The organism is Gammaproteobacteria bacterium (genome assembly GCA_013817245.1).
GTDB lineage: Bacteria > Pseudomonadota > Gammaproteobacteria > HTCC5015 > HTCC5015 > JACDDA01.
The window spans coordinates 68,759-90,688 of sequence record JACDDA010000007.1 but is presented as its reverse complement, the minus strand read 5'-3'; the positions used below and the strand labels follow the sequence as shown (position 1 = coordinate 90,688).

17 protein-coding genes are annotated in these 21,930 nt (G+C 43.1%); 6 read left to right on the top strand and 11 right to left on the bottom strand.

Going from position 1 to position 21,930, the window contains the following annotated elements; genetic code table 11:
- Nucleotide 1: 1 nt before the first annotated feature.
- A complete protein-coding gene (sat, locus tag H0W44_09365; protein ID MBA3582645.1) occupies nt 2-1,219 on the bottom strand; it encodes a sulfate adenylyltransferase in 1,218 nt (405 codons plus the stop codon).
- 293 nt (nt 1,220-1,512) lie between these two features.
- Here sat and H0W44_09360 point away from each other — a divergent pair, with 293 nt between their 5' ends.
- Together H0W44_09360 and H0W44_09355 are read left to right on the top strand one after the other, a co-directional pair.
- A complete protein-coding gene (locus H0W44_09360; GenBank protein ID MBA3582644.1) occupies nt 1,513-2,826 on the top strand; it encodes an NAD(P)/FAD-dependent oxidoreductase in 1,314 nt (437 codons plus the stop codon).
- A gap of 34 nt (nt 2,827-2,860) precedes the next feature.
- Nucleotides 2,861-3,637, top strand: coding sequence for an NRDE family protein (locus tag H0W44_09355; GenBank protein MBA3582643.1), 777 nt, complete (start codon nt 2,861-2,863; stop codon nt 3,635-3,637).
- Here H0W44_09355 and H0W44_09350 read toward each other — a convergent pair.
- The gene (locus H0W44_09350) at nt 3,627-4,415 is read right to left on the bottom strand and encodes a DUF547 domain-containing protein (GenBank protein MBA3582642.1); all 789 of its coding nucleotides are present in this window, start codon (nt 4,413-4,415) and stop codon (nt 3,627-3,629) included. The two genes, H0W44_09355 and H0W44_09350, sit on opposite strands and share 11 nt — an antisense overlap.
- 146 nt (nt 4,416-4,561) lie before the next feature.
- On the opposite strand from H0W44_09350, the gene dinB reads away from it, so the two are divergent.
- Together dinB and H0W44_09340 are read left to right on the top strand one after the other, a co-directional pair.
- Nucleotides 4,562-5,638 (top strand): DNA polymerase IV, encoded by a 1,077-nt coding sequence (dinB, locus tag H0W44_09345; protein MBA3582641.1) that lies wholly within the window; start codon nt 4,562-4,564, stop codon nt 5,636-5,638.
- Between the two features lie 42 nt (nt 5,639-5,680).
- Nucleotides 5,681-6,514, top strand: a complete 834-nt coding sequence (locus tag H0W44_09340) for a class I SAM-dependent methyltransferase (protein ID MBA3582640.1) — start codon at nt 5,681-5,683, stop codon at nt 6,512-6,514.
- A gap of 10 nt (nt 6,515-6,524) precedes the next feature.
- Here H0W44_09340 and H0W44_09335 read toward each other — a convergent pair whose 3' ends face one another.
- The 4 genes from H0W44_09335 to H0W44_09320 form a co-directional block, all read right to left on the bottom strand.
- Nucleotides 6,525-7,136: an alpha-ketoglutarate-dependent dioxygenase AlkB gene (locus H0W44_09335; protein MBA3582639.1), complete on the bottom strand. Its 612-nt coding sequence runs from the start codon at nt 7,134-7,136 to the stop codon at nt 6,525-6,527.
- 4 nt (nt 7,137-7,140) lie between these two features.
- Nucleotides 7,141-7,620 (bottom strand): hypothetical protein, encoded by a 480-nt coding sequence (locus tag H0W44_09330; protein ID MBA3582638.1) that lies wholly within the window; start codon nt 7,618-7,620, stop codon nt 7,141-7,143.
- 131 nt (nt 7,621-7,751) lie between these two features.
- Nucleotides 7,752-9,164, bottom strand: coding sequence for an esterase (locus H0W44_09325; GenBank protein MBA3582637.1), 1,413 nt, complete (start codon nt 9,162-9,164; stop codon nt 7,752-7,754).
- Nucleotides 9,164-11,341 (bottom strand): patatin-like phospholipase family protein, encoded by a 2,178-nt coding sequence (locus tag H0W44_09320; protein ID MBA3582636.1) that lies wholly within the window; start codon nt 11,339-11,341, stop codon nt 9,164-9,166. The genes H0W44_09325 and H0W44_09320 overlap by 1 nt, the downstream gene beginning before the upstream one ends.
- Before the next feature lie 459 nt (nt 11,342-11,800).
- Between H0W44_09320 and H0W44_09315 the strand changes: the two genes are divergently transcribed.
- Both H0W44_09315 and H0W44_09310 read left to right on the top strand, forming a co-directional pair.
- Nucleotides 11,801-13,954, top strand: a complete 2,154-nt coding sequence (locus H0W44_09315; GenBank protein MBA3582635.1) for a hypothetical protein — start codon at nt 11,801-11,803, stop codon at nt 13,952-13,954.
- A gap of 79 nt (nt 13,955-14,033) precedes the next feature.
- Nucleotides 14,034-15,893, top strand: coding sequence for a GMC family oxidoreductase N-terminal domain-containing protein (locus H0W44_09310; protein MBA3582634.1), 1,860 nt, complete (start codon nt 14,034-14,036; stop codon nt 15,891-15,893).
- A 59-nt stretch (nt 15,894-15,952) separates the two neighbouring features.
- Here the strand turns inward: H0W44_09310 and H0W44_09305 are convergent, their stop codons facing one another.
- The 5 genes from H0W44_09305 to H0W44_09285 form a co-directional block, all read right to left on the bottom strand.
- Complete coding sequence (locus H0W44_09305; GenBank protein MBA3582633.1) at nt 15,953-16,759, bottom strand: SPOR domain-containing protein; 807 nt, start codon at nt 16,757-16,759, stop codon at nt 15,953-15,955.
- A 236-nt stretch (nt 16,760-16,995) separates the two neighbouring features.
- Nucleotides 16,996-17,214, bottom strand: coding sequence for a hypothetical protein (locus H0W44_09300; protein ID MBA3582632.1), 219 nt, complete (start codon nt 17,212-17,214; stop codon nt 16,996-16,998).
- 8 nt (nt 17,215-17,222) lie between these two features.
- The gene (locus tag H0W44_09295; protein MBA3582631.1) at nt 17,223-18,443 is read right to left on the bottom strand and encodes a ribonucleotide-diphosphate reductase subunit beta; all 1,221 of its coding nucleotides are present in this window, start codon (nt 18,441-18,443) and stop codon (nt 17,223-17,225) included.
- 61 nt (nt 18,444-18,504) lie between these two features.
- Nucleotides 18,505-18,714, bottom strand: a complete 210-nt coding sequence (locus tag H0W44_09290) for a hypothetical protein (protein MBA3582630.1) — start codon at nt 18,712-18,714, stop codon at nt 18,505-18,507.
- On the bottom strand, nt 18,705-21,665 hold the full coding sequence (locus tag H0W44_09285) for a ribonucleoside-diphosphate reductase subunit alpha (GenBank protein ID MBA3582629.1): 2,961 nt from the start codon (nt 21,663-21,665) through the stop codon (nt 18,705-18,707). Before H0W44_09285 ends, H0W44_09290 begins: the two co-directional genes overlap by 10 nt.
- Nucleotides 21,666-21,930: the final 265 nt, after the last annotated feature.

Here is a 21,930-nt window from a genome sequence, read left to right as displayed (position 1 = left end):
TTTATTTGGCAGAAGCGCCGGTTAATTTAATTTCTACACGATCTTCAGCAGCAATGGTTTTATAGTACGCGCTGAGTATTTTTAATACTTCAGGGCGGCTAAAATTGTTGGGCACAGGCTGATCTTCCGATAATAATTTGCGTAGTTTGCTACCGGATAATAATAAGCGATGGCTGGCATCATGCGGACAGGTTTTGTCGGAGGCCATGCCTTCGCAAGCGTCACAGTAAAATGTCCAATCAAATTTCATGGCTTGAATTTGCAAAGCATCGGCAGGAATTTTGTCGAAAATAGTTTGCGCATCAAACGCGCCGTAATATTCACCTACACCGGCATGATCACGGCCAACGATTAAATACGCGCAGCCGTAGTTTTGGCGGAACACCGCGTGTAATAAAGCTTCGCGTGGTCCGGCGTAACGCATGTCTAGCGGATAACCTGCTTGAATCACGGTGCCTTTGACGAAATAGTTGTCGATCAGTGCATTGATGGCATTAACGCGGACATCCGCAGGAATATCGCCGGCTTTGAGTTTGCCAAGTAATGAATGAATGAGCACGCCGTCGGTGACTTCCACTGCGCATTTCACTAAATATTCATGTGAGCGATGCAAAGGGTTGCGGGTTTGAAAAGCGGTAACCCGATGCCAGCCGCGTTCGGCAAAAGCGGCGCGAGTTTCGGCCGGTGTCATGTAATGCTCGCCGTAAGTTTCGGGGAAACCGCCTTGTGATAACACTTTTACGGGGCCGGCAAGGTTGATCTCACCTTGATCCATGACCATTTTCACGCCCGGATGCTCAAGGTCTTGGGTAGCAAAGACTTCTTGGCATTCGAGTTTTTTATCAATACTGTATTTTTCGGTGAGCGTCAGCACGCCCATGATTTCATTGGTTTCGCTGCTGATTAAGGCGACGTCTGCGCCAATGTTGAGGCTGTCGGCGGTGGCTTTATCGGTCGAAAGGGTGATCGGAATGGGCCAGAACAAACCGTCAGCGGTGTGCATATTGCGGCAGACGCCTTCCCAGTCGGCCTTACCCATGAAGCCGGTTAAAGGCGTGAAACCGCCAATGCCGAGCATGATTAAATCGCCCACTTCACGTGAGCTAATGACGACTTTGGGTAAGCTGGCCGCACGGTGTTGTTCCGCACTTAAGGCGCTGCCGGTGAGTAATAGGGGTTTTAGTTCGCCGCCGCCGTGGGGTTTGATCAAGCCAGTCATGTATGCCTCTTTGAATACGCCGTGTTGTCGAATATTTACTTCCGCGCGGCGTGAGTCGGGGGAAGCAGGGCTGCGGCGAGATCGCCGGAGCAGGGGCGACACTATACCAAGCGGCTTTCAAAGCAAAAAGAATAAAAATGTATGAAGTTATACGTTAATCGATTAATTGATGGTTAATATGCGCGGCGGCTCATGAAAGAGCTGATTTAGCAGTCGCCGCAGCTTTATGCGGCATTAACACCAAGGGCTTGATTCAACGCCAGCATCTTGATTCATCGAGGAAGTAATTTGTCATGAGTACGCAAAAACATATTGTGATCGTGGGTGCCGGTGCGGGCGGTTTGGTATTGGCCACACGTTTGGGCAGAAAATACGGTGCGAAAAACCACTTGCGTATCACGTTAATTGATAAAAGCTTGACGCATATTTGGAAACCTTTGTTGCATGAAGTCGCTGCTGGAACCTTAACTTCTTTTGAAGATGAAATTAATTTGTTTGCGCACGGTGAACGTAATGGTTATGAGTTTAGCTTTGGCGAAATGATTGGTTTAGATAGAGCGAATAAAAAATTACAACTCGCAGAATTTCACGATGCTGCAGGTCGTGAAGTATTACCGGCGCGTGAAATGAGTTATGACCTTTTAGTATTAGCGGTTGGCAGTATGTGCAATGACTTTGGCGTGCCTGGCGTGAGTGAGCATGCGATATTTTTAGATAGTCGTGCGAATGCGGAAAGTTTTCATCAGCGTTTTCTGCACAGTTTATTGCGTAGTCATACGCGGCATTTGGCCGGTCAGTTACAAGAATTAAATATTGTGATTGTTGGTGGTGGCGCGACCGGTGTTGAATTAGCGGCTGAGCTGCAAGAGGTGATGACGAGCTTGCCTGACTATGGCATGGAAAATATTGATAAACAAAATGCGCGCATCTATTTAGTAGAAGCCGCGGGACGTTTGGTGTTGGCGCTGAATGAAACAGTGAGTCGGCGCGTAAAGCGTGAATTAGAAAAACTCGGCATCGAAGTAAAACTCAATACACAAATAAAAGAAGTTCAAACGCAAAGCGTGGTCACCGCCACCGGGCAAGTAATGGAAGCTCAGTTGGTAGTGTGGGCGGCGGGTGTTAAAGCGCCGGATTGGTTGAATACGCTGGGTTTAGAAAACAATCGCCTTAATCAGATTATTGTTAAACAAAATTTACAAAGTAGCGTAGATCCTAATATTTTTGTTTTTGGTGATTGCGCAGGTTTGCAATACGAAGAAGACGGTGTAATGGTGCGCGTACCGCCTTTGGCGCAAGCCGCAGCACAACAAGCGGAATATCTTGCGCGAGTGCTACCAGAATATTTAGCGACCGGCGTGATTAACAAATACTATTCATTTCACAATCAAGGTGCGTTTATTAGCATTGCCAGCGAAGGCGCGGTCGGCACTGTCATGGGTCGTTATATAAAGAGTATTGGTATTCAAGGTTTATTAGCGCGTTGGATTTATTTGGCTTTGTATCGCCGCCATCAATGGGTAGTGTTAGGCATGTGGACCACCGGCATCGCAATGATTAAAGATTTGTTGTCGCGTACCTTAGGCCCACGTTTAAAACTACATTAAGCTCAAATAGATTGATGATGGATGAATCGTTGATATGTGTTTAATCGTCTTGGCATTAGCGCAACATCCCGAGTATCCCTTGATACTGTTAGCTAATCGTGATGAATATTATGCGCGTCCTACTGCACCGTTGGCATGGTGGCAAGATCATGCGCAGATTTTGGCGGGACGTGATCTGCAAGCCGGCGGCAGTTGGTTAGGCATTAATCGCAACGGTTATATTGCCGCGTTAACTAATTTTCGGGAAGCGCCGCCGCTCCCAGGGATTCATTCGCGCGGTAAGATTGTGAGTGATTATTTACGCAATATAGATGACGCTAATAATATTCCTGATTTTATTAATGCTATCAAGCGTTCTGCTTATGCAGGTTTTAATGCCTTGTACGGCAATACTGCGGGTGAAATGTATTATTTTTCTAATCGCAGCAAAGAGGCGTATCAAAAATTAACGCCTGGAGTGTATGGTCTCAGCAATCATTTGTTAGATACTGATTGGCCAAAAGTACGCAGTATTAAGCAGTTGTTAGCGCAAGAATTGCAAGGAACGACTTTGGATGAAAGTGCTTTACTGAATTTGATGCGTGATACCACGCTGGCTAACGCCGATGAGCTGCCCGCTACGGGCGTGAGTTGGATACAAGAAAAAATGCTATCACCTATATTTATTAAAACAGCAGATTACGGCACACGTAGCACGTCGTTGCTAACGATTAATAAAGCGGGCCATATTAACTTTACTGAAATTGAATATTCGTCGCTGACTTTGAATTCTGACGTTATTACCAGACACGCTTTTGATTTTACGGTTTAGGCACGAAATCGAAGACATCATTAAGTTGCCAGTTATACGCATAACCATCAATTTTATTAAATTTTTGTAACTTTAATTTAAGCGCTGGACTAGCGTAACGTTGCAGCTGCGCAATAATAGCCGCATCGTTGCCGCCAAAATCTTCTGCGTACCATTTGTAGATAGTCGAAATGATTAAACGGTTGTTTTTAATAGTGACGCCACGGGAATGATTAATGTAGTTTTTGGCGCTATTGTTTAATAGATCTTGTAAGTTTGTACTCGTAAATGCTTGTGGGTTTAGATTAGGGCAGCCTAAAGAAGCGCAGTTAAGCGCGTAATGAATGCGGTTGTCTTGCCATTGAATTCTGAGGATACGATGCTCTATATCGTTGAGGCTCAGGTTTTTATTTTCAACTTTGATCAATTCTTTTTTCCAAGGCCCTGTGGAAAACCATCCAGAAATATTGATGTTGCGAATAGAGTCGGTAGGATAATGCTGTAAAATCACATTGACCGTGAGAGCGTTATATAAATTAATCCAATAAGCTAACTGTTCGTCGCGCGTTAATTTGCTAACACGCATGTTTTGTAATTGTTGTAAGTATTGTTGCAGATGTTTTTTGTCGGCAGCAGTAACCTTGGCATAACGTACACGATTAATGCCATCTGGATGAGTCACTACATATTCATCTAAAAATTGTTGCCACAACGCATGATCCACGCGATTGGACGCGATTTCTGCCGCCATGATCGGCGCGCTATTTAATGCACAAAACACTAAACTGTAGAATAACATCCAGTAAAAGCGCGGTCCGCGGATTGTCGCAAGTAACATATCAGATGCCTTATTCATAACAGTAAGCAAATATCTGTGTAACATGGATGTCGTTATACTGGCAATGGTTTAATGTGGTTAAAAATACTTTTTGAAATTATAAATCTATGCGAAAAATTATACATATCGATATGGATGCTTTTTTTGCAGCAGTGGAGCAGCTTGATTTTCCTGAATATCGACAACGTCCGGTCATTGTAGGCGGCCCACCGGATCGACGTGGAGTGGTTGCGGCCGCGAGTTATGAAGCGCGGCAATTTGGCATTCATTCGGCGATGCCCTCTTCACAGGCGTATCGTTTATGCCCGCATGCAATATTTACAGTGCCGCGTTTTGAGCGGTATCGAGAAGTCTCACGTCAGCTACAACATATTTTTCGGCAATATACCGATTTAGTAGAACCGCTTTCACTTGATGAAGCGTACCTTGATGTGACTCATGTGTGGGATGCGTCGGGTTCTGCGACGGCTTTAGCCAAAAAAATCCAGCAGGATATTTTTCAACAATTGCAGCTGACCGCATCGGCGGGTGTTTCTTATAATAAATTTCTTGCCAAAATTGCTTCCGATATTAATAAACCGAATGGCTTGTATGTGATCACGCCAGAAAAGGCACCAGCATTTATTGCAGCTTTGCCAATTGGGAAATTTTTTGGTATCGGCAAGGCAACCGAAGGAAAGTTACATAAGCTCGGCATTTATACAGGCGCAGATTTAAAAAACTGGGAGAAGGCTGAGCTCATTGCAAGTTTTGGTAAGTTGGGCGCGTATTGTTATGAGTTAGCACATGGCATTGATGATCGACCCGTGGTCAGTAATCGCGTGCGCAAATCTATAGGTAAAGAAATTACTTTTGAACAGGATTTGTCTAACCTTGATGCTATGCGCGGCATTTTAGAAGAGCTTGCGCACCAAGTATGGAGCGCTTTACAACGTCGGCGCTGTCGCGCTCGAACCTTGGTGATTAAAATAAAATATGCGGATTTTACCCAAATCACGCGGAGTCGCAGTTTTGAGCAAGGCTTAGATAATTTAAACGATACACTTTTGCCGATATCTGTTATTTTGGCTGAGTTGTTGGCAAGTACCGATGCTGCAACACAACCCGTACGATTGTTAGGTGTGACAGCAACCAATTTAATGACGAGTGATGCGCATGCGCGCGAACAATTACAGCTTTTTTAAATAGTTTATTGTATTAATAGTGGGCGAGTTAAATTTATGAAAATGCAAAATTTTTGTTTAGTGCTGATGATAATTAGTTTGTCAGCATGTCAAATATTTTCTCCGAAAACAGACGAACAAAAAAAAGCCAGTAGTCAGCAGCATTTGCAAAGCGTGCTCGCTAGTAAATACCGTTCTGCCGAACATAAAGCGCGTGATCGTTATCGCCATCCGTTAGAAACCTTACAGTTTTTTGATGTGCGTGAAGACATGACCGTCGTTGAAATTTGGCCGGCCGAAGGTTGGTATACAGAAATTTTGGCGCCGTATCTTAAAAAACACGGGACTTTTTATGCGGCGGGTTTTGAGAAAAACAGTGATATTGCTTTTTATACTGAAATGGCAGAAAAATTAGCCTTAAAATTTAAGCAACAACCTAAATTATATAAAAATGTAATCGTGACTGAATTACGGCCTTTGAAGAAATTAGATATTGCGCCGGCTAATTCAGCAGACAGAGTGCTAACTTTCCGCAATGTGCATAATTGGATGCGCATGGAAGGACATACGGAGTCGGTATTTGCGGCGATGTATAAAGCGTTAAAGCCAGGCGGTATTTTAGGTGTGGTCGAGCATCGTGGTGATGCAGGTATAGATCAAGATGCGTATGCCGAATCAGGTTATGTTACTGAAGCGTATGTTATCCAATTAGCTGAACAAGCAGGTTTTAAATTACTGGCGCGGTCAGACATTAATGCCAATCCTTTAGACACCAAAGATTATCCAGAAGGCGTCTGGGCGTTGCCGCCTACATTGCGTAAACACACGGGTGATGCGCGTTATCTGACAATTGGTGAATCGGATCGTATGACTTTAAAGTTTATCAAACTCGAATAGAATGTCGGCATTAATTATAAACATAACGAAACGTTAAATTAATCCGTGCAGTGATAGGGTGTCGTTGTTTGGGCAATTGATGTTGCCAATATTCTTGAGTGTCGCCCCGCATAATCAGCAGGCTGCCATGATTGAGCAACAACTTTAACGTGGAGTTCATTGTTCTATTTTTTTTCGGTCTTACCTGAAATTCACGACTTGCACCTAAACTAAGGGATGCAATAATCGGTTTTTGGCCTAAATTTTTTTCATCATCTGCATGCCAACCCATGCTGTCTTGTTGGTCACGATATAAATTAGCCAGCACCCCATTAAATTGAGTGCCGCTGATTTCCTCGATAATATTTTTAAGTTCAATAAGTTCGGGAATCCAATCATGATGCGGTTCAGTAAAACCTGAGTAGCGATAATTTATATTGGGGTCGGCATACCAAGCAGTGAGTCGCGGCATTAATTGAGTGCGACCAAAAAGTGTAATGCTGTGCTGAGTCCAGGGTATTTTTTGTAAGAGTTGCGCGAAATAATCAATATTGCTCGAGCAATCTGTTGTTAAGAATTGCGGATAATAGAATAACTCGGCGTTAGGCAAAACAATATGTTCTGCATGTGCAGTCCCCAGCATTATTTTAGCCGCGTGGTTGCAAGCGTCTGTCAGTATAAATTTTAATATGGTAATGCAGGCCTAATACGCCAAATACCGTAAGCGTCATGCCAATGGCGAGCAACAACATTGCTGCAGCAATAACAATTTTAACGTGGCGAACTAACCGTACTTGGGTAGTTTTGGCCATGGCTATTTGTTCTAGTTTCTCACCAATAGCGGTTTGTAATACGTCAATATCTTCGCGCAGTTTTTGAATTTGGCTTTCGGTGTAAAGAGGAGTTTCGGCAGCTTGTTGTTGGTTTACGTGATTAATACCGTTATCTAAAGCATTAACTTCTTGTTTTAAACTGTCTAAATCTAATTGCAATAAAATGTTTTCCCGAAAAACTTCTTCAGCACGGGGTTGAATATTGATTAAAACCTGCCATGCCAAGAAGGGAATAGTGACGACCATTAATAAGCCAATCAACACACAAATTTTGTAGATGGTTCTTAAGTTCATAAAGCAATCCCGGGCAAGCGAACATGATAGGGGGTGAGCTGAGATCTAGTATCTGCAGCTTGAGTCTTGATACTCGCACACAATATTAGTGTCCGCAATATTTTACGAAAAGGCCTATATATAAAGATAGATTATTTGGCAGTCGGAGCGGTGGTGGGTGTTTGGTCTTGTACGGGTGCGAGCGTCGACAACATAATTAAATTGCCCAAAAAGCTACGGACGCGCCAGTCATAAATTTCATTGTGGTCGGCGATGATTTTTTTGTCGACATAAATGAGCATATATGGATTGCGACCAATGCTGTGGTTCAGGTGCTTTAATACGGAACCTTGAAAACGAATGTCGCTGTTGGCTTCATCGTGTAACCAGCCTTGCCGAATATCATCTAAAGTGGCGAGCATTTGGCGCATATTTAAATCAGGCTGTACCGTTGAAGTATCGGGCATTAATTCATGCGTGCGGTAATCTTTAAAATGGCCAATGGCCATGCGATTGGCAGCCGTTTGATCAATTTCTTGTTGCTTATGTGATGCTTGATTTATGCGTGTGACTTTGCGATCGTTTTTAAACATGGTTGCAAAAAAACGACCCGCTGGAAAAGCATAACGTGTTGCTGTATCCGCTTCCGAAGTTAATACTGCTAACACGGGTAATTGCGAAGCAAAATAACTGCCGCGTGCGTTCGCCATATCACTGAGTGTGGCGAATTGCTGTGCTTCAAAAGCAGGATTGATTAACACCACTAAATCACCAAAGCCGCGAACATCTGAGCTAATGCCAGTAGGGCCGCGCGTATCGACAAAACGTTCCATTAATACTTGTGATAACGCTGAATAAACGACAGCACCACCAAAACTATGTCCAATAATAATTAAACGTGTTTGGCTGGAAGGATGTGATTGTTCCATCATTAATTTGGTATCACGAATTTCTTCCAAACGCGCAAACACTTCGGTAACACCGCCATGGCCAACGGCATGCGCGGCATTTTTGCGTGCCCAGAAAGTAGAATAGCGCAAGCCTGCAACATCAATTGATTCGCCGCGCCAACCGATGTATATGCCATAAACAATACGGGGTTTACGATTTGCAGCGCGTGCTTGTGCCGATTCTAAAAGACTGAGTTGTTGCAAAGATTTGCGAAACTCGGTGATATTATCATCACCTACACGGGCATTGTGATGCCAACCATGCACAAATACGGTTATCAAAATATCGTGCTGCGCTGCTTGTGCGGAAATATTATTGATCACTGCATTCATTTGAGCGCGATCGTGTAATTGACCTTGTTCATCAAACTCAATAAAACTTAACCAATAATTTTGCTGTGCATCATCATTCGTCGTGAGGGGTGTTATGTATTGCAGCGCATTAGTTTTGCATGTTTCATCGGGCGTGGGACTGGTGCAAATTTGATAGTTAGGTCGGTACATAACATTGCCAGCGCAACCGCTGAGCAATAATGCAAAGGCCGTAGTAATTATTGCGCAGCGATGAATAATGCGATGAGAATACATGGGCATAATAAATGTTAGCTGTTTCATTAAATGGTAAATTGCCACTGACCCTGACTTTCTTCTGTGCCACAGGCTTCAATCATGGCCCAGCCTAAGTAATAACCTAATTCACGATAGGCTTCAAATTGCACTTCGTTGAAAAATTGATCCGCTGTTGGTTCATGCGGAAATTCAGGATGCGAGCCTTTGTAGCTGAAAATATCGACGGATTGTTTGTGCGTCAAGGTTGATTTGACGTAAATAATTTTGCCTTCGCTGCCATCCGCATATTCAATACGACCTAAGGCAAAGCCATGGCGTGCTAATTTAAAACGGTCATTGAGTACGTCGCTTTCTGTAGCGCTGCTGGGCATAAGGTTGGTTAAATTATAAACAGGATGTTCAAATTTAATGCCAGTGCCAAAATCTACGCGTGCACGTTCGACAGCATTGCCTAAATCATCAAAACGAAATTCCGGATCTGCGCCACCATCAACAATCACAATCAATTTCAGTTGGCGACGAATTAATTCATATAAACCTAAATTATCAAAATGACCGCCATCGGTGAGTTCAATGTGACGATGAGTTTCGCGCAAGTGCCCACCTAAAATTCCGCCTTTAATAATGCCAGGATATAAAAAATTAGGTTTGAAAATAACTTTGTTCACAAAGGCGGGATTATTAGCCCAATAACCTAAGCGTAAATTAAGTAAGTTAAACAAGGTAGAAACAATGCGATTGTGCGTTAAGCCGCCGCCATTGTTGCCCGCGTTAGGATTAAATGATGCACCCGAAATAGCCATGGCGGTAGCGAGCGTCATGCCACTGCTGTTACCTGCTTTCATGTATTGCGAGGTTTGTGCCCAACCGGTGGCGTCGGAGCCACAATATAAGGGTGAAAATAAAAAACTATCACCGCCACGACCACGATATTTAGTTTCTAAAGAATCTGTTAATACTACATTTGCACCTATTAAATGATAAGGACGTTCGTTAGGTGTTTGGCACATGGTTTCTAATAAAGCAATGTCAGCATCAGTAGAAAGTTGCCAACGATTTTGTCTAACTGATTCGAGATTAGGTAAAAATGTTTCCATTAAGCGATCACGATACATGCGGTGTAAACCGAGATAATTGGTATTAACGGCGACACCTAAAATCACACTCGTAATAACAATAACGCTACTAAACAGAGCAGTGTAGTCGCTGGTGAGTACCCAGCTTGCAATTGTGTAAGCGCCAAACGCTAAACCATAAAGAATAAATCCAGAAGCAATCATATCGAGTGAAGCGGTAATAATATTCGGACGCTTCTCTTTTTTGTCGCGTTGCCCGCGTTGGAAAAATCCCCAAGCACTGCCTAATACCGTTAAGGTGCCGGCGGCTTGTAATTTAGCGTTTAAAGTTTCTAGCCAGCCATAAGTGTAGGGTAATAAGCCGACGATAAAAAATAACAAACCCATTGAAAGTAGTTTGCCTTGAGATATTTGTGCCCACGTCCGCAAACGATAACGAAATGAAGAGTTGTCAGTACTCCAGCGTGTGCTGAGTGCATAAATAAAACTACCAATAATATAAGCGACTAAACTTAAGGTGGCGACAGTAATAGGCAGATTGTTAAAAGTAGGTTGCAATTTTGCAGGCAAACCAATGACGCTCACATCGACTGATTCAAAAATATTGAGCGTGATTAATAATAAGAAGGCACTAATAAATAATAAAAAATAAGTTGTTAATGACACTAGCGTGGCACGTAATGCTAATCCAATTAAAGCCCACCCATTTAAGCCTTGGCCAGGTGTCAGATAGGTTCCATGTTGACGAATAAAATTGAGGATTGCATTGTGGTCATGAACGGCGGGGGTATTTAACTGTTGGCCTTGGCGTGCACCCGCGCGAGGTCTCCCAAAAGGAAAATTATCGGCATCAACACCCGCGAGATGTTGATCGGGTAAACCTTGTTTTAAAAACCACGTCAGCGCGCTACCAATATAACCGCCGCCGGATACGGTTGATAAATAATCAAATTTTTTCATCAAACCAGCAGCTACTAATGCTTGCATTACGCCTAATCCTAAAGAAGAGGAACGTATGCCGCCGCCGGAAATTGCGAATGCGCTATAGTTTGGATCTGAGATATTGGCACGTTGTCGTGCATTTTTAATGTGTTGTTGTTCTGCCGCAATGAGATCGGCACTGTTGCGTGTGCAATGCTCCGCCATGGAACTGTCCTTAGTTTTCAGATGTGAGTGAATGTGTCGTTCCTGTTAAAAAATAATTAAGACAGGGATTCAGCACAATTTTTATTATGAGTCGCGAACTTTAGACGGTTGCACGATTGAAGTAAAGTCATCACCCCCACGACTTCCATGGTGTTTTTTACCTTCTATTTTGGAGGGTCGTGTTGTCAGTGAATGACGTAAAAGCATGTAAGAATTTTGAATTTCTAGAGTGACTCGTTTATGATGCGGGTCGCTGACAGGGATGGAAGTGGTTTTATCTTACAAGGCTCTTTTCCCTTCTGCTTAATCACATCATCACGTTGTAATATTTTGCGTGGCTATGTCAATTTAAAATAATAGTGTTGAGTTTTCGTCGTGGCTCTGCTTCTTTAATTTACAGAATGCACAGTTTACGTCTGACCATCTACACCTTCATCGCTTGTATATTAAGGAGTCTTTATGTCAAAGAAAAAATGGCTAGTTGTGCTGGTACTTGCCGGCATTGCGATTGGCGCATGGTTATGGTTGAGCAAACAACATGATCCCATTGATACACCGATGGCTCAAGGCAAAACGCCTGCCGATTTTCCACAAACAGCGAGTGCTTGGTTCGATGCGATGGATGGCGGCGTGGTCTTATCAGATGAAGAACGTAAAGGTCGTAACACGTGGTTGTTATGGACGGGTGGTAATCAAGAATTTTGGAATTATATGTCGACCCATAGTTTTGGTTCGGTCGACTTATTAAAAATATTAGATAGTCGTAAGCGCGGTAGTCGTTTTGCATGGTATGGGATGATGAATGATCCCGATATGAAACAAGCGATTGCACCTGATGAATTTGGTTTGTGGATGGACGTGCCTAAAGATAAATTAGCCGCTGATGTTGATCCTACAGTGTATGGATATCCTTCCGGAATTGTAGGTTTGCGGGTTTATCCTAATCCTGACTTCGACGCAAAAGCGAAAGCGAAATGGGACGCTACTCGTTATTACACCGATCAAACTTATTATTACGACACTAAATTAGTACGCCCTTATCAAATTGGTATGAGCTGTGCATTTTGCCATGTGTCATTCCATCCAGTGCATCCACCGAAAGATTTAGAAGCGCCTGAATGGGCAAATTTATCTAATAATATTGGCGCGGAATATTTATGGATTAACCGCATATTTGGTTATGACTTAAAACCGAATAACTTTGTGTGGCAGTTATTTAATACAAGCCCACCGGGTGCATTAGATACGTCGTTTATTGCCACGGATAATATTAATAATCCGCGCACGATGAATGCTATTTTTAATGTAGGCGCACGTTTAGGTACAGGTCATTTAGAAAAACAAGCGGGCGGTGCTTTAGATTTGCCTGATCATAAACCTGAAATGTTGGTTCCACATATTCTTAAAGATGGTTCTGACTCTGTCGGTATCATTGGCGCATTGAGTCGTGTGTATGTGAATATTGGTCAGTTTCATCAGCAGTGGTTAAAAAATCACAATGCGATTTTGGGCGGTAAACCACAAACACCTTTTGAAGTTACAAAAGCCCAGAAAAATTCTGTGTATTGGCAATCTACTGCTGAGCGGGTAGGTCCTTTAGCGGCTTATTTTGTAAAAGCCGCGGGTCCTATGTATTTAAAAGATGCAGAAAGTGGCGAGACGTTTTTATCAAAAGATCAAACCCAACTCGCTACCGGTAAACAATTGTTTGCAGACAATTGCGCTGAGTGTCATTCCAGTAAGCAACCCACTGCTGCGCGTGGTTCGGAAGCTTATAAAACCGACATGCGTGTCATTGTCGCGGCGCCGGATTTCTTGGATAACAATTATTTATCAACCGATGAACGCATTGCCGTTAGTGAACTTAAAACCAATGCATGTAGTGCTTTATCGACAAATGCTATGCGCGGCAATGTATGGGATAACTTCTCTTCTGAAACCTATAAGACGTTGCCTTCGGTAGGCCAGATTGAAGTTCAGCATCCATTAACCGGTGAAAAGCGCATGTTTGATATGCCGGCGGGTGGGCCTGGTTATACACGCGTACCTTCATTAGTTACTGCATGGGCAACTGCACCGTTCTTCCATAACAATGCCTTGGGTTTATATAACCAAGATCCTAGCGTGACGGGTCGTCTTGCGGCTTACAATGATGCAATGGAAAAAATGCTGTGGCCAGAAAAGCGCAAAGGTATGGATTCTATTTATCGGACCACTGAAGAAAGCTGGATCCGCATTCATACAAACTTTGTACCAGCGGCTTTACGTCCTTTGTTAAAAGAACTAACCGATGATGAAAATCATATTGTGTTGGGACCTATTCCTAAAGGTACACCGGTTAATTTGTTAGCGAGTATTGATTTAAACTTAAAAGATCAAGAAAAGCTGAAAACCACCATTCAAACTTTGATTAAAGTTAAAAAAGGCCTGAAGAAGATTCATAAAGAAAATTTGACGGGTGATGCTGCTACTGAAGTATTAAAAGAATTGGTGGATCCTTTGTTAGCTATTAGCAAGTGCCCCGATTTTGTTACGGATCGTGGTCATTATTACGGTGCTGAATTAGCTGATACGGATAAAAAAGCATTAATAGAATTCGTTAAAACGTTTTAATTTTAGAATGATGATTAGGCTGGTCGCTGTAATGGCGGCTAGCCTTTTTTTTATAATATTTTCTATAAGGAATTTGTTTATGGCTGATGTTAAAAAAACGCCTGAATTTGATTATGTAGTCGTAGGCTCTGGGGCGGGCGGCGGACCTTTAGCGGCTAATCTTGCGAAAGCCGGTTATAAAGTATTGTTGTTAGAAGCCTGTGGTGATGAAGAGCCGTGGCATTATCAAGTGCCGGTATTTCATCCTTTAGCATCAGAAGATGAAACCTTACGTTGGGATTATTTTGTCCGTCACTATGCGGATGACGCGCAACAAAAACGTGATAGTAAATATACGGCTGCGAAAGATGGTGTGTTATATCCGCGTTCCGGTACGTTAGGAGGTTGCACAGCGCATAATGCAATGATCACTGTGTATCCACATAACAGTGATTGGGATTACATTGCTAATCTAACCGGTGATAAATCTTGGCAAGCCGATAAAATGCGTAATTATTTCCAACGTTTTGAAAATAATCATGCACACCCCGTGCGTCGTTGGTTGGCGAAATGTTTTGGTTGGAATCCCGCGCGTTATGGATTTGATGGTTGGCTGCATTCCAGTATGCCCAATCCTAGTTTAAACATTTTAAAAGATAGAGCATTGTTGGAATTGTTAAAACATTCAGCGGCGAAAGCGATTAAACAATTAGGTCGTCCGGTTGAAAGAATCAAACAAGGCTTAACGGGTTTGTTAGATCCTAATGATTGGCGTTTGGTAAAACAAAGTGCGGAAGGTTTGCGTTATACGCCGTTAGCTATTAAAAATGGTAAACGTATGGGCACACGCGATTACATTCGTAAAATTGCAGCACTGCATCCTGATAAATTAACTATTCGCACGCATGCTTTAGTCAGTCGTGTATTGTTAGATACTAATAACAACGCTATTGGAGTGGAGTATCAGCTAGGTAAAAGTTTATATCGCGCGGATCCACGTGCGCCGAGTGCTACTGTTAATAGTATTGAACAAGTGTATGTAAATAAAGAAGTCATTCTTGCGGGCGGCGCATTTAATACGCCGCAGTTGTTAATGTTGTCGGGTATTGGACCGCGTGCGGAATTACAAAAGCATGGCATTGAAGTAAAAATAGATTTACCGGGCGTAGGTCGTAATTTACAAGACCGTTATGAAGTAGGTGTGGTAAACGAAATGAAAGCGCCGTTTTCTTTATTAGAAGGCGCGACTTTTCGTGGGCCGGCTAATGATGACGAACAACCCGATCCTATTTTTGCGCAATGGAAAAAAGGCAAAGGTGTTTACACGACCAATGGCGCAGTTTTAGCGGTGATTACTAAATCAGCACCGGCGCGTCCAGAACCGGATTTATTTATTTTTGGTTTGGCGGGTAATTTTTATGGATATTTTCCGGGGTACGCAAAAATTATTACAGAAGGCCATAATTACTTTACCTGGGCGATTTTAAAAGCGCATACCAACAATACGGCAGGTACAGTAACGTTACGTTCGGCGGATCCTCGTGATGTACCGGATATTAATTTCCGTTATTTTGATGAAGGTAATGATGCGGCTGGCGAAGATTTGGAATCCGTTATTAAAGGCATCGAATTTGTGCGTAGCATGACGGAAGCCACCACCTCAGTTATGAAACAAGAAATTGTACCCGGCCCCGCGGTACAAACTCGCGAACAAATTGGTCAATTCATTAAAGATAATGCGTGGGGTCATCATGCGTCTTGTACCTGTAAAATTGGCACTGACAACGATCCGATGGCGGTATTGGATAGCAACTTCCGCGTGCGCGGTGTTAAAAATTTACGGGTAGTGGATGCTTCGGTATTTCCAAAAATTCCTGGGTTTTTTATTGTTTCATGTGTGTATATGATCAGTGAAAAAGCCTCGGATGTAATTTTGGCCGATGCTAAGTCTATACATTAAACAAATTTATATTTTTACTAAAAAAGCCCGTGAATTTATTCATGGGCTTTTTTTATGGATTATTCAATGACGAGTAAGCTCGGTATTAAACCTAATTCGTGTTTTATTTTCAGCGCGATTTTGGTGGCTTCCCATTTATTTAAAGTTTGATTGCCTTTAACGATCATGTATTGCACGCCAGACTCAACCGCTACTGCGTCGGGGATTTGAGTTTTTAATTCGGCCAATTTTTGCAACGCGTCCTCTTTAGTTGTGAATTGCCCTAATACAACAACATACATTGTCTTATCAAACTGAAAACCGGGATTAAAGTTTTGATTAGATTGAATGACTTGTTGAGTATTTTGTGCCCATGCGACACCTAGCGGATTTAATGAGGCACTGGGTTGCACTGCTTGATTAGTAGCGGGTGAGATATTTTCATCTGCTGAAATAATGCGTAGCGGTGTGTTTTGACTCGGCAGTGTCGTAATGCCTTCTTGTTGTCCTACTTGCGTCACAAAACTTTCCATTTTTTCATGCGTTTTTTGCGCTTGACTCGATACCATCGTGGTATTAAATGCGCCTGCAACTAAAGCTGGAATCGCGAGCGCCGCAAAAAATGTTTCTTTAGGTGTGCGTGCCACACCATATTCTAAAATCAACACAACGGTACCGATTAAGGCGCCAAATAAACCTACGATGGCCAGATAGTCGGGAGTAAATGCCGTTATCAACGAAATATTGTCATTGGTTAATAAGGCAGATAAACGCGGAATACTGATGGCTGCAATGCCGGCAGCAAAGCCGATGATAAATTTTGCGGCGGGTGCTTCTACCAAACGTGCGGGTAATAACATAGGCGTAGCGCTGCTAGGTTCTGACATAAAGATTCTTCCCTGAAGTAGATTTGATAGAGACTGATATTAGGTAACGGTAATATTTTTATGGGTGTGTGAAAATCACAGACGATTTTCGTGGAGCGCGGCAGGAATTGCAAGAGACTTATAATCAGTGCCAATAAAAACGGCGGGTTTAAGACCCGCCGTAGTAAAGCTCACGCCATCCTTGGCGCATCACCTGAGATCGTTGGTCGATCTCTTATAGCATTAGAGTCAATCGTTTACGTTTTATGCGTGCTAATAAAACGTATGGGGTACGCTTTAAAAGCTGAGTCCAATAAACCGGGAATAATGTCATTACGCGCGGTGTTGCTAATATTGTTAAGCGCAGCCGCGTTTAATGCTTGTGGTAACAGCTGTGTATCACGTGCGGCTGGGCTCGCTTGGATTTGCTGATATAACGCTAATCCTACTTGATGTTGATAATGAAGATTTTTCATGGTCGTCATTACCAGTTTAAAGCGCCGCCAGTTTGATATTCGGTCACACGTGTTTCAAAGAAATTCTTTTCTTTTTTCAAATCCAGCACTTCCGACATCCATGGGAATGGATTGCTGACACCCGGATATATTTCCGCTAAACCAATTTGCGCGCAGCGACGATTGGCGATGAATTGTAAATATTCTTCAAACATCGGCGCATTCAAGCCTAAGATGCCGCGTGGCATGGTGTCATGCGCATAACGTGTTTCCATTTCGACACCATCACGAATCATGGCGACAATTTCTTCTTTGAAAGACGTAGTCCACAAATGTGGATTTTCGATTTTGATTTGGTTGATCACATCAATGCCAAAATTCATGTGCATGGATTCATCACGCATGATGTATTGGAATTGTTCAGAGACGCCGGTCATTTTATTGCGTCTACCCATAGACAAAATTTGGGTGAAACCGACGTAGAAGAAAATGCCTTCGAAAATCACATAGAACGCGATTAAGTCGCGTAATAAACGTTGATCATCTTGTGGCGTGCCGGTGAAGAAGGTGGGATCCGCTAAGCTATGCGTGTATGGCAATGCCCATTCGGCTTTGGCTGCGACTGACGGCAATTCGCGATACATATTAAAAACTTCAGCTTCATCTAAACCTAAAGATTCAATGCAGTATTGATAAGCATGGGTATGCAAAGCTTCTTCAAACGCTTGACGCAGTAAATATTGGCGGCATTCAGGATTGGTGATGTGGCGATACACGGCCAGCACTAAATTATTTGCCACTAAAGAATCAGCGGTAGAGAAAAATCCTAAGTTACGCTTAATAACCATGCGTTCGTCTTCGGTTAAACCATTTGGGTTTTTCCATAACGCGATGTCAGCCGACATGTTTACTTCTTGCGGCATCCAATGATTAGCGCAAGCGTCGAGATATTTTTGCCAAGCCCATTGATATTTAAACGGCACTAATTGATTTAAATCAGCACGACAGTTAATGATTTTTTTGTCATCTACTTGAATGCGCGCCGCGCCCATTTCAATGCGTTCTAAACCGGTTATGCCAGCATGTGCGCTGTTAGTCGCGGTATTATCTTCAGCAGCCTGTAATTCTTGTAATGCGGCCGCCATAATGACCGGCGCAGTAATTGAAATGGGCGTGGCTTTGTTTGGTGTAGGGTTTGCAGCAGGATTGGTTTTTTTGCCAATGCTTTCAATATCATCCCAGTTCAACATAATGTTCATCCTCTTTTCTAAATGTTGCGTCGTAGCGCAACAGTGTTACGTGTGAATTTTGCTAAACGCGATTAATGCGTTCTAATAATTTGTGTACCTTGCGTTCCCACTGCGGCATTTCACGAATAAACCGTTTGCTGCCGCGATGAGGCTTGCTGATATCATGACCACCACTGCTTAACAACACGCTGCGTTGTTGTTCCCAATAAACCAATGATTGTGCAATCACTGGGTTATGGGGTGCCGATTCGTGAGTGACAGCTACTGACATGCCTCACACTCAGGATCTAATAATGAACAAGCTTTAGGTGCATCTGCGTTATCGCCGTTAATGCCCGCTAAAGGATCATCTATAAAAGCATTCGCATTAGTTTTAGTTTGGGCTTTGACCGCAGGTGCGTCTTGCACCGCATTTAATTTATTGTCACGACCGGCCATGGTGCTTTTCTCAACATGGGTTGCGCCGGTTGAACGCAGGTAATAAGTAGTTTTTAAACCACGAATCCACGCGAGTTTGTACAGGCTATCCATTTTTTGGCCAGACGGTTCAGACATGTATAAGTTGAGTGATTGCGCTTGATCTAGCCATTTTTGACGACGACTAGCGGCTTCAATTAACCAACGTGGATCCATTTCAAAAGCAGTGGAATACAAGGCTTTTAAATCGGCAGGAATGCGATCAATGGGATGAACGCTACCATCAAAATATTTCAAATCATTGACCATGACCTCGTCCCATAAACCGCGACTTTTTAAATCGTCAATTAAGTAGGGATTGACCACGGTGAATTCACCCGACAAATTCGATTTAACAAATAGATTTTGATAGGTGGGTTCAATGGATTGGCTGACGCCACAAATATTTGAAATAGTGGCGGTAGGGGCAATTGCCATCGTGTTGGAATTGCGCATACCGACGTTTTGTACGCGATCACGTAAATCATCCCAGTCTAAAGTACTGGAAGTATCCATTTGCAAATATTCGCCACGATTTTCTTTTAGCAAACGCACAGAGTCGAGAGGCAAAATGCCTTGATCCCATAAAGAACCGCTAAAGGTCGGATAAGCGCCGCGTTCTTCAGCTAAATCGGTTGACGCTTTAATCGTGAAATAACTAATTGCTTCCATTGAATGATCAGCAAATTCAACTGCTTCATTTGAAGCATAAGCGAGACGCATTTTATAAAGCGCATCTTGGAAACCCATGAGGCCTAAACCCACAGGACGATGACGTAAATTAGAACGGCGGGCTTCGGGTACGCTGTAATAATTGTAATCAATCACGTTATCTAACATGCGCATCGCGGTGTTAATAGTTTTTTCTAACTTAGCTAAATCCAAACCATTCTCGTTGACATGTTGTGCCATGTTTATCGAACCTAAATTGCACACAGCAATTTCAGTGTCGGAGGTATTTAAAGTAATTTCGGTGCATAAATTAGATGAATGCACGACACCAATATGCTGTTGTGGGCTACGCAAATTGCAAGGATCTTTGAAGGTTATCCAAGGATGGCCGGTTTCAAATAACATACCTAACATTTTGCGCCATAAATCTACTGCGCGAATGCGTTTGAAATTTTTGATTTCGCCGCGATCTACTTTGGTTTCGTAGGCTTCGTAACGCGCTTGAAATTTTTTGCCGTACAAATCATGTAAATCAGGCACGTCATCCGGTGAAAATAAAGTCCACTGACCTTCTTCACAGACGCGTTGCATAAATAAATCAGGAATCCAGTTGGCGGTATTCATGTCATGAGTACGACGACGATCATCACCGGTGTTTTTGCGTAATTCGAAAAACTCTTCAGCATCTAAATGCCAGGTTTCTAAATAAGCGCACATGGCACCTTTGCGTTTGCCGCCTTGATTAACCGCAACGGCCGTATCATTGGCAACTTTTAAGAACGGTACGATACCTTGTGATTTGCCATTAGTACCTTTGATATGTGCGCCCATCGCGCGAACACGCGTCCAGTCATTACCTAAACCGCCGGCAAATTTTGACAACATCGCATCATCAGTAATGGATTTGAAAATACCTTTCAAATCATCCGGAATGGTTGTTAAGTAACAGCTGGATAATTGCGGACGCAAAGTGCCAGAGTTAAATAAAGTAGGCGTTGAACTCATGAAGTCGAAAGAGGATAACAAGTGATAAAATTCAATGGCGCGATCTTCACGATCAACTTCGTTAATCGCCAAACCCATCGCGACGCGCATAAAGAAAGCTTGCGGTAATTCAAAACGAATATCGTCATGATGCAAGAAATAACGATCATATAAGGTTTGCAAACCTAAATAGGTAAACTGTTGGTCGCGTTCTGCATTTAATGCGCGACCTAGTTTGTTGAGATCGTAACGGGTTAATTCACTATCCAGTAATTCCACTGCAGCGGCTTTTTCGATGTAGTGTTTGAAGTATTCGGGATAACGTTCTTTCATTTCGCTATGGGTAGCGGTGTTAGCACCATCGCCAACAAATGTCAGTGCTTCGGTGCGCAAGGTATCTAGTAATAAACGAGCGGCGACAAACGAATAATTAGGTTCTTTTTCAATCCAGATGCGGGCACTCATGGCTAAGGCGTGACCCACTTCTTTTTGTGGAATGCCGTCGTATAAATTCCGCAAGGTTTCACTAATGACGATATCCGCATCAACCGCGTCTAGTTTGGAGCAGGCTTCGTTCACGACCGCGTGAATGCGATCCATATCTAATGGTGCACGTTGACCATTGGCGAGCGTGACATTGAGCGTTGAGGTTTTTTGTGCTTGTGCGGTTTTAGGTTTTTTGCTGTCAGCGGCCGCGCGTTCGCGGGCGCGTTCTTCACGATACAGCACATAAGCGCGGGCAATTTTATGATGGCCGTCGCGCATTAAAACCAATTCGACTTGGTCTTGTACGTCTTCTATATGGAAAGTGCCGCCGTCGGGTTGACGACGTTGTAAGGCATTCATGACGTGGTTGGTCAAGGCCGCAGCGACATCATGGATGCGGCGTGAAGCAGCAGCGCTACTACCTTCCACGGCTAAAAAAGCTTTGGTGATAGCGACATTAATTTTTTGGCTATCAAACCCGGTGACTTTGCCATTACGGCGAATCACCCGATATAAACCCGGCGCGGTGACCGAGATTTCCGAGGTGCTAGGTAATTGAGTTAATGCCTCATCGGCTGGAGGCTGGGTTACTGCCGTGTTAACCGCGCTTGATTCAGTTTGCATTGTCGTCCTTATAATTTGACTGGCAATCTAGGCAACTAGATTGCGGCGTTACGAAAAAAATACCCTGCGAACCTTCGCTATAGCAGTGGCGGATCTTATATGAAAATCGCCCACGCAAGGTCTCTCAAAATTGGTTGACCACTATAGAATGTGTCTTGATACTCGGTCAAGCACAATATAGTGTGTTTTCCAGGTTTGTAAGCTGAGTATAAGATGTGGATAAGTTAAGGGTAAGTCGCTTATTTCGCGGCATAATAGAGGCAGC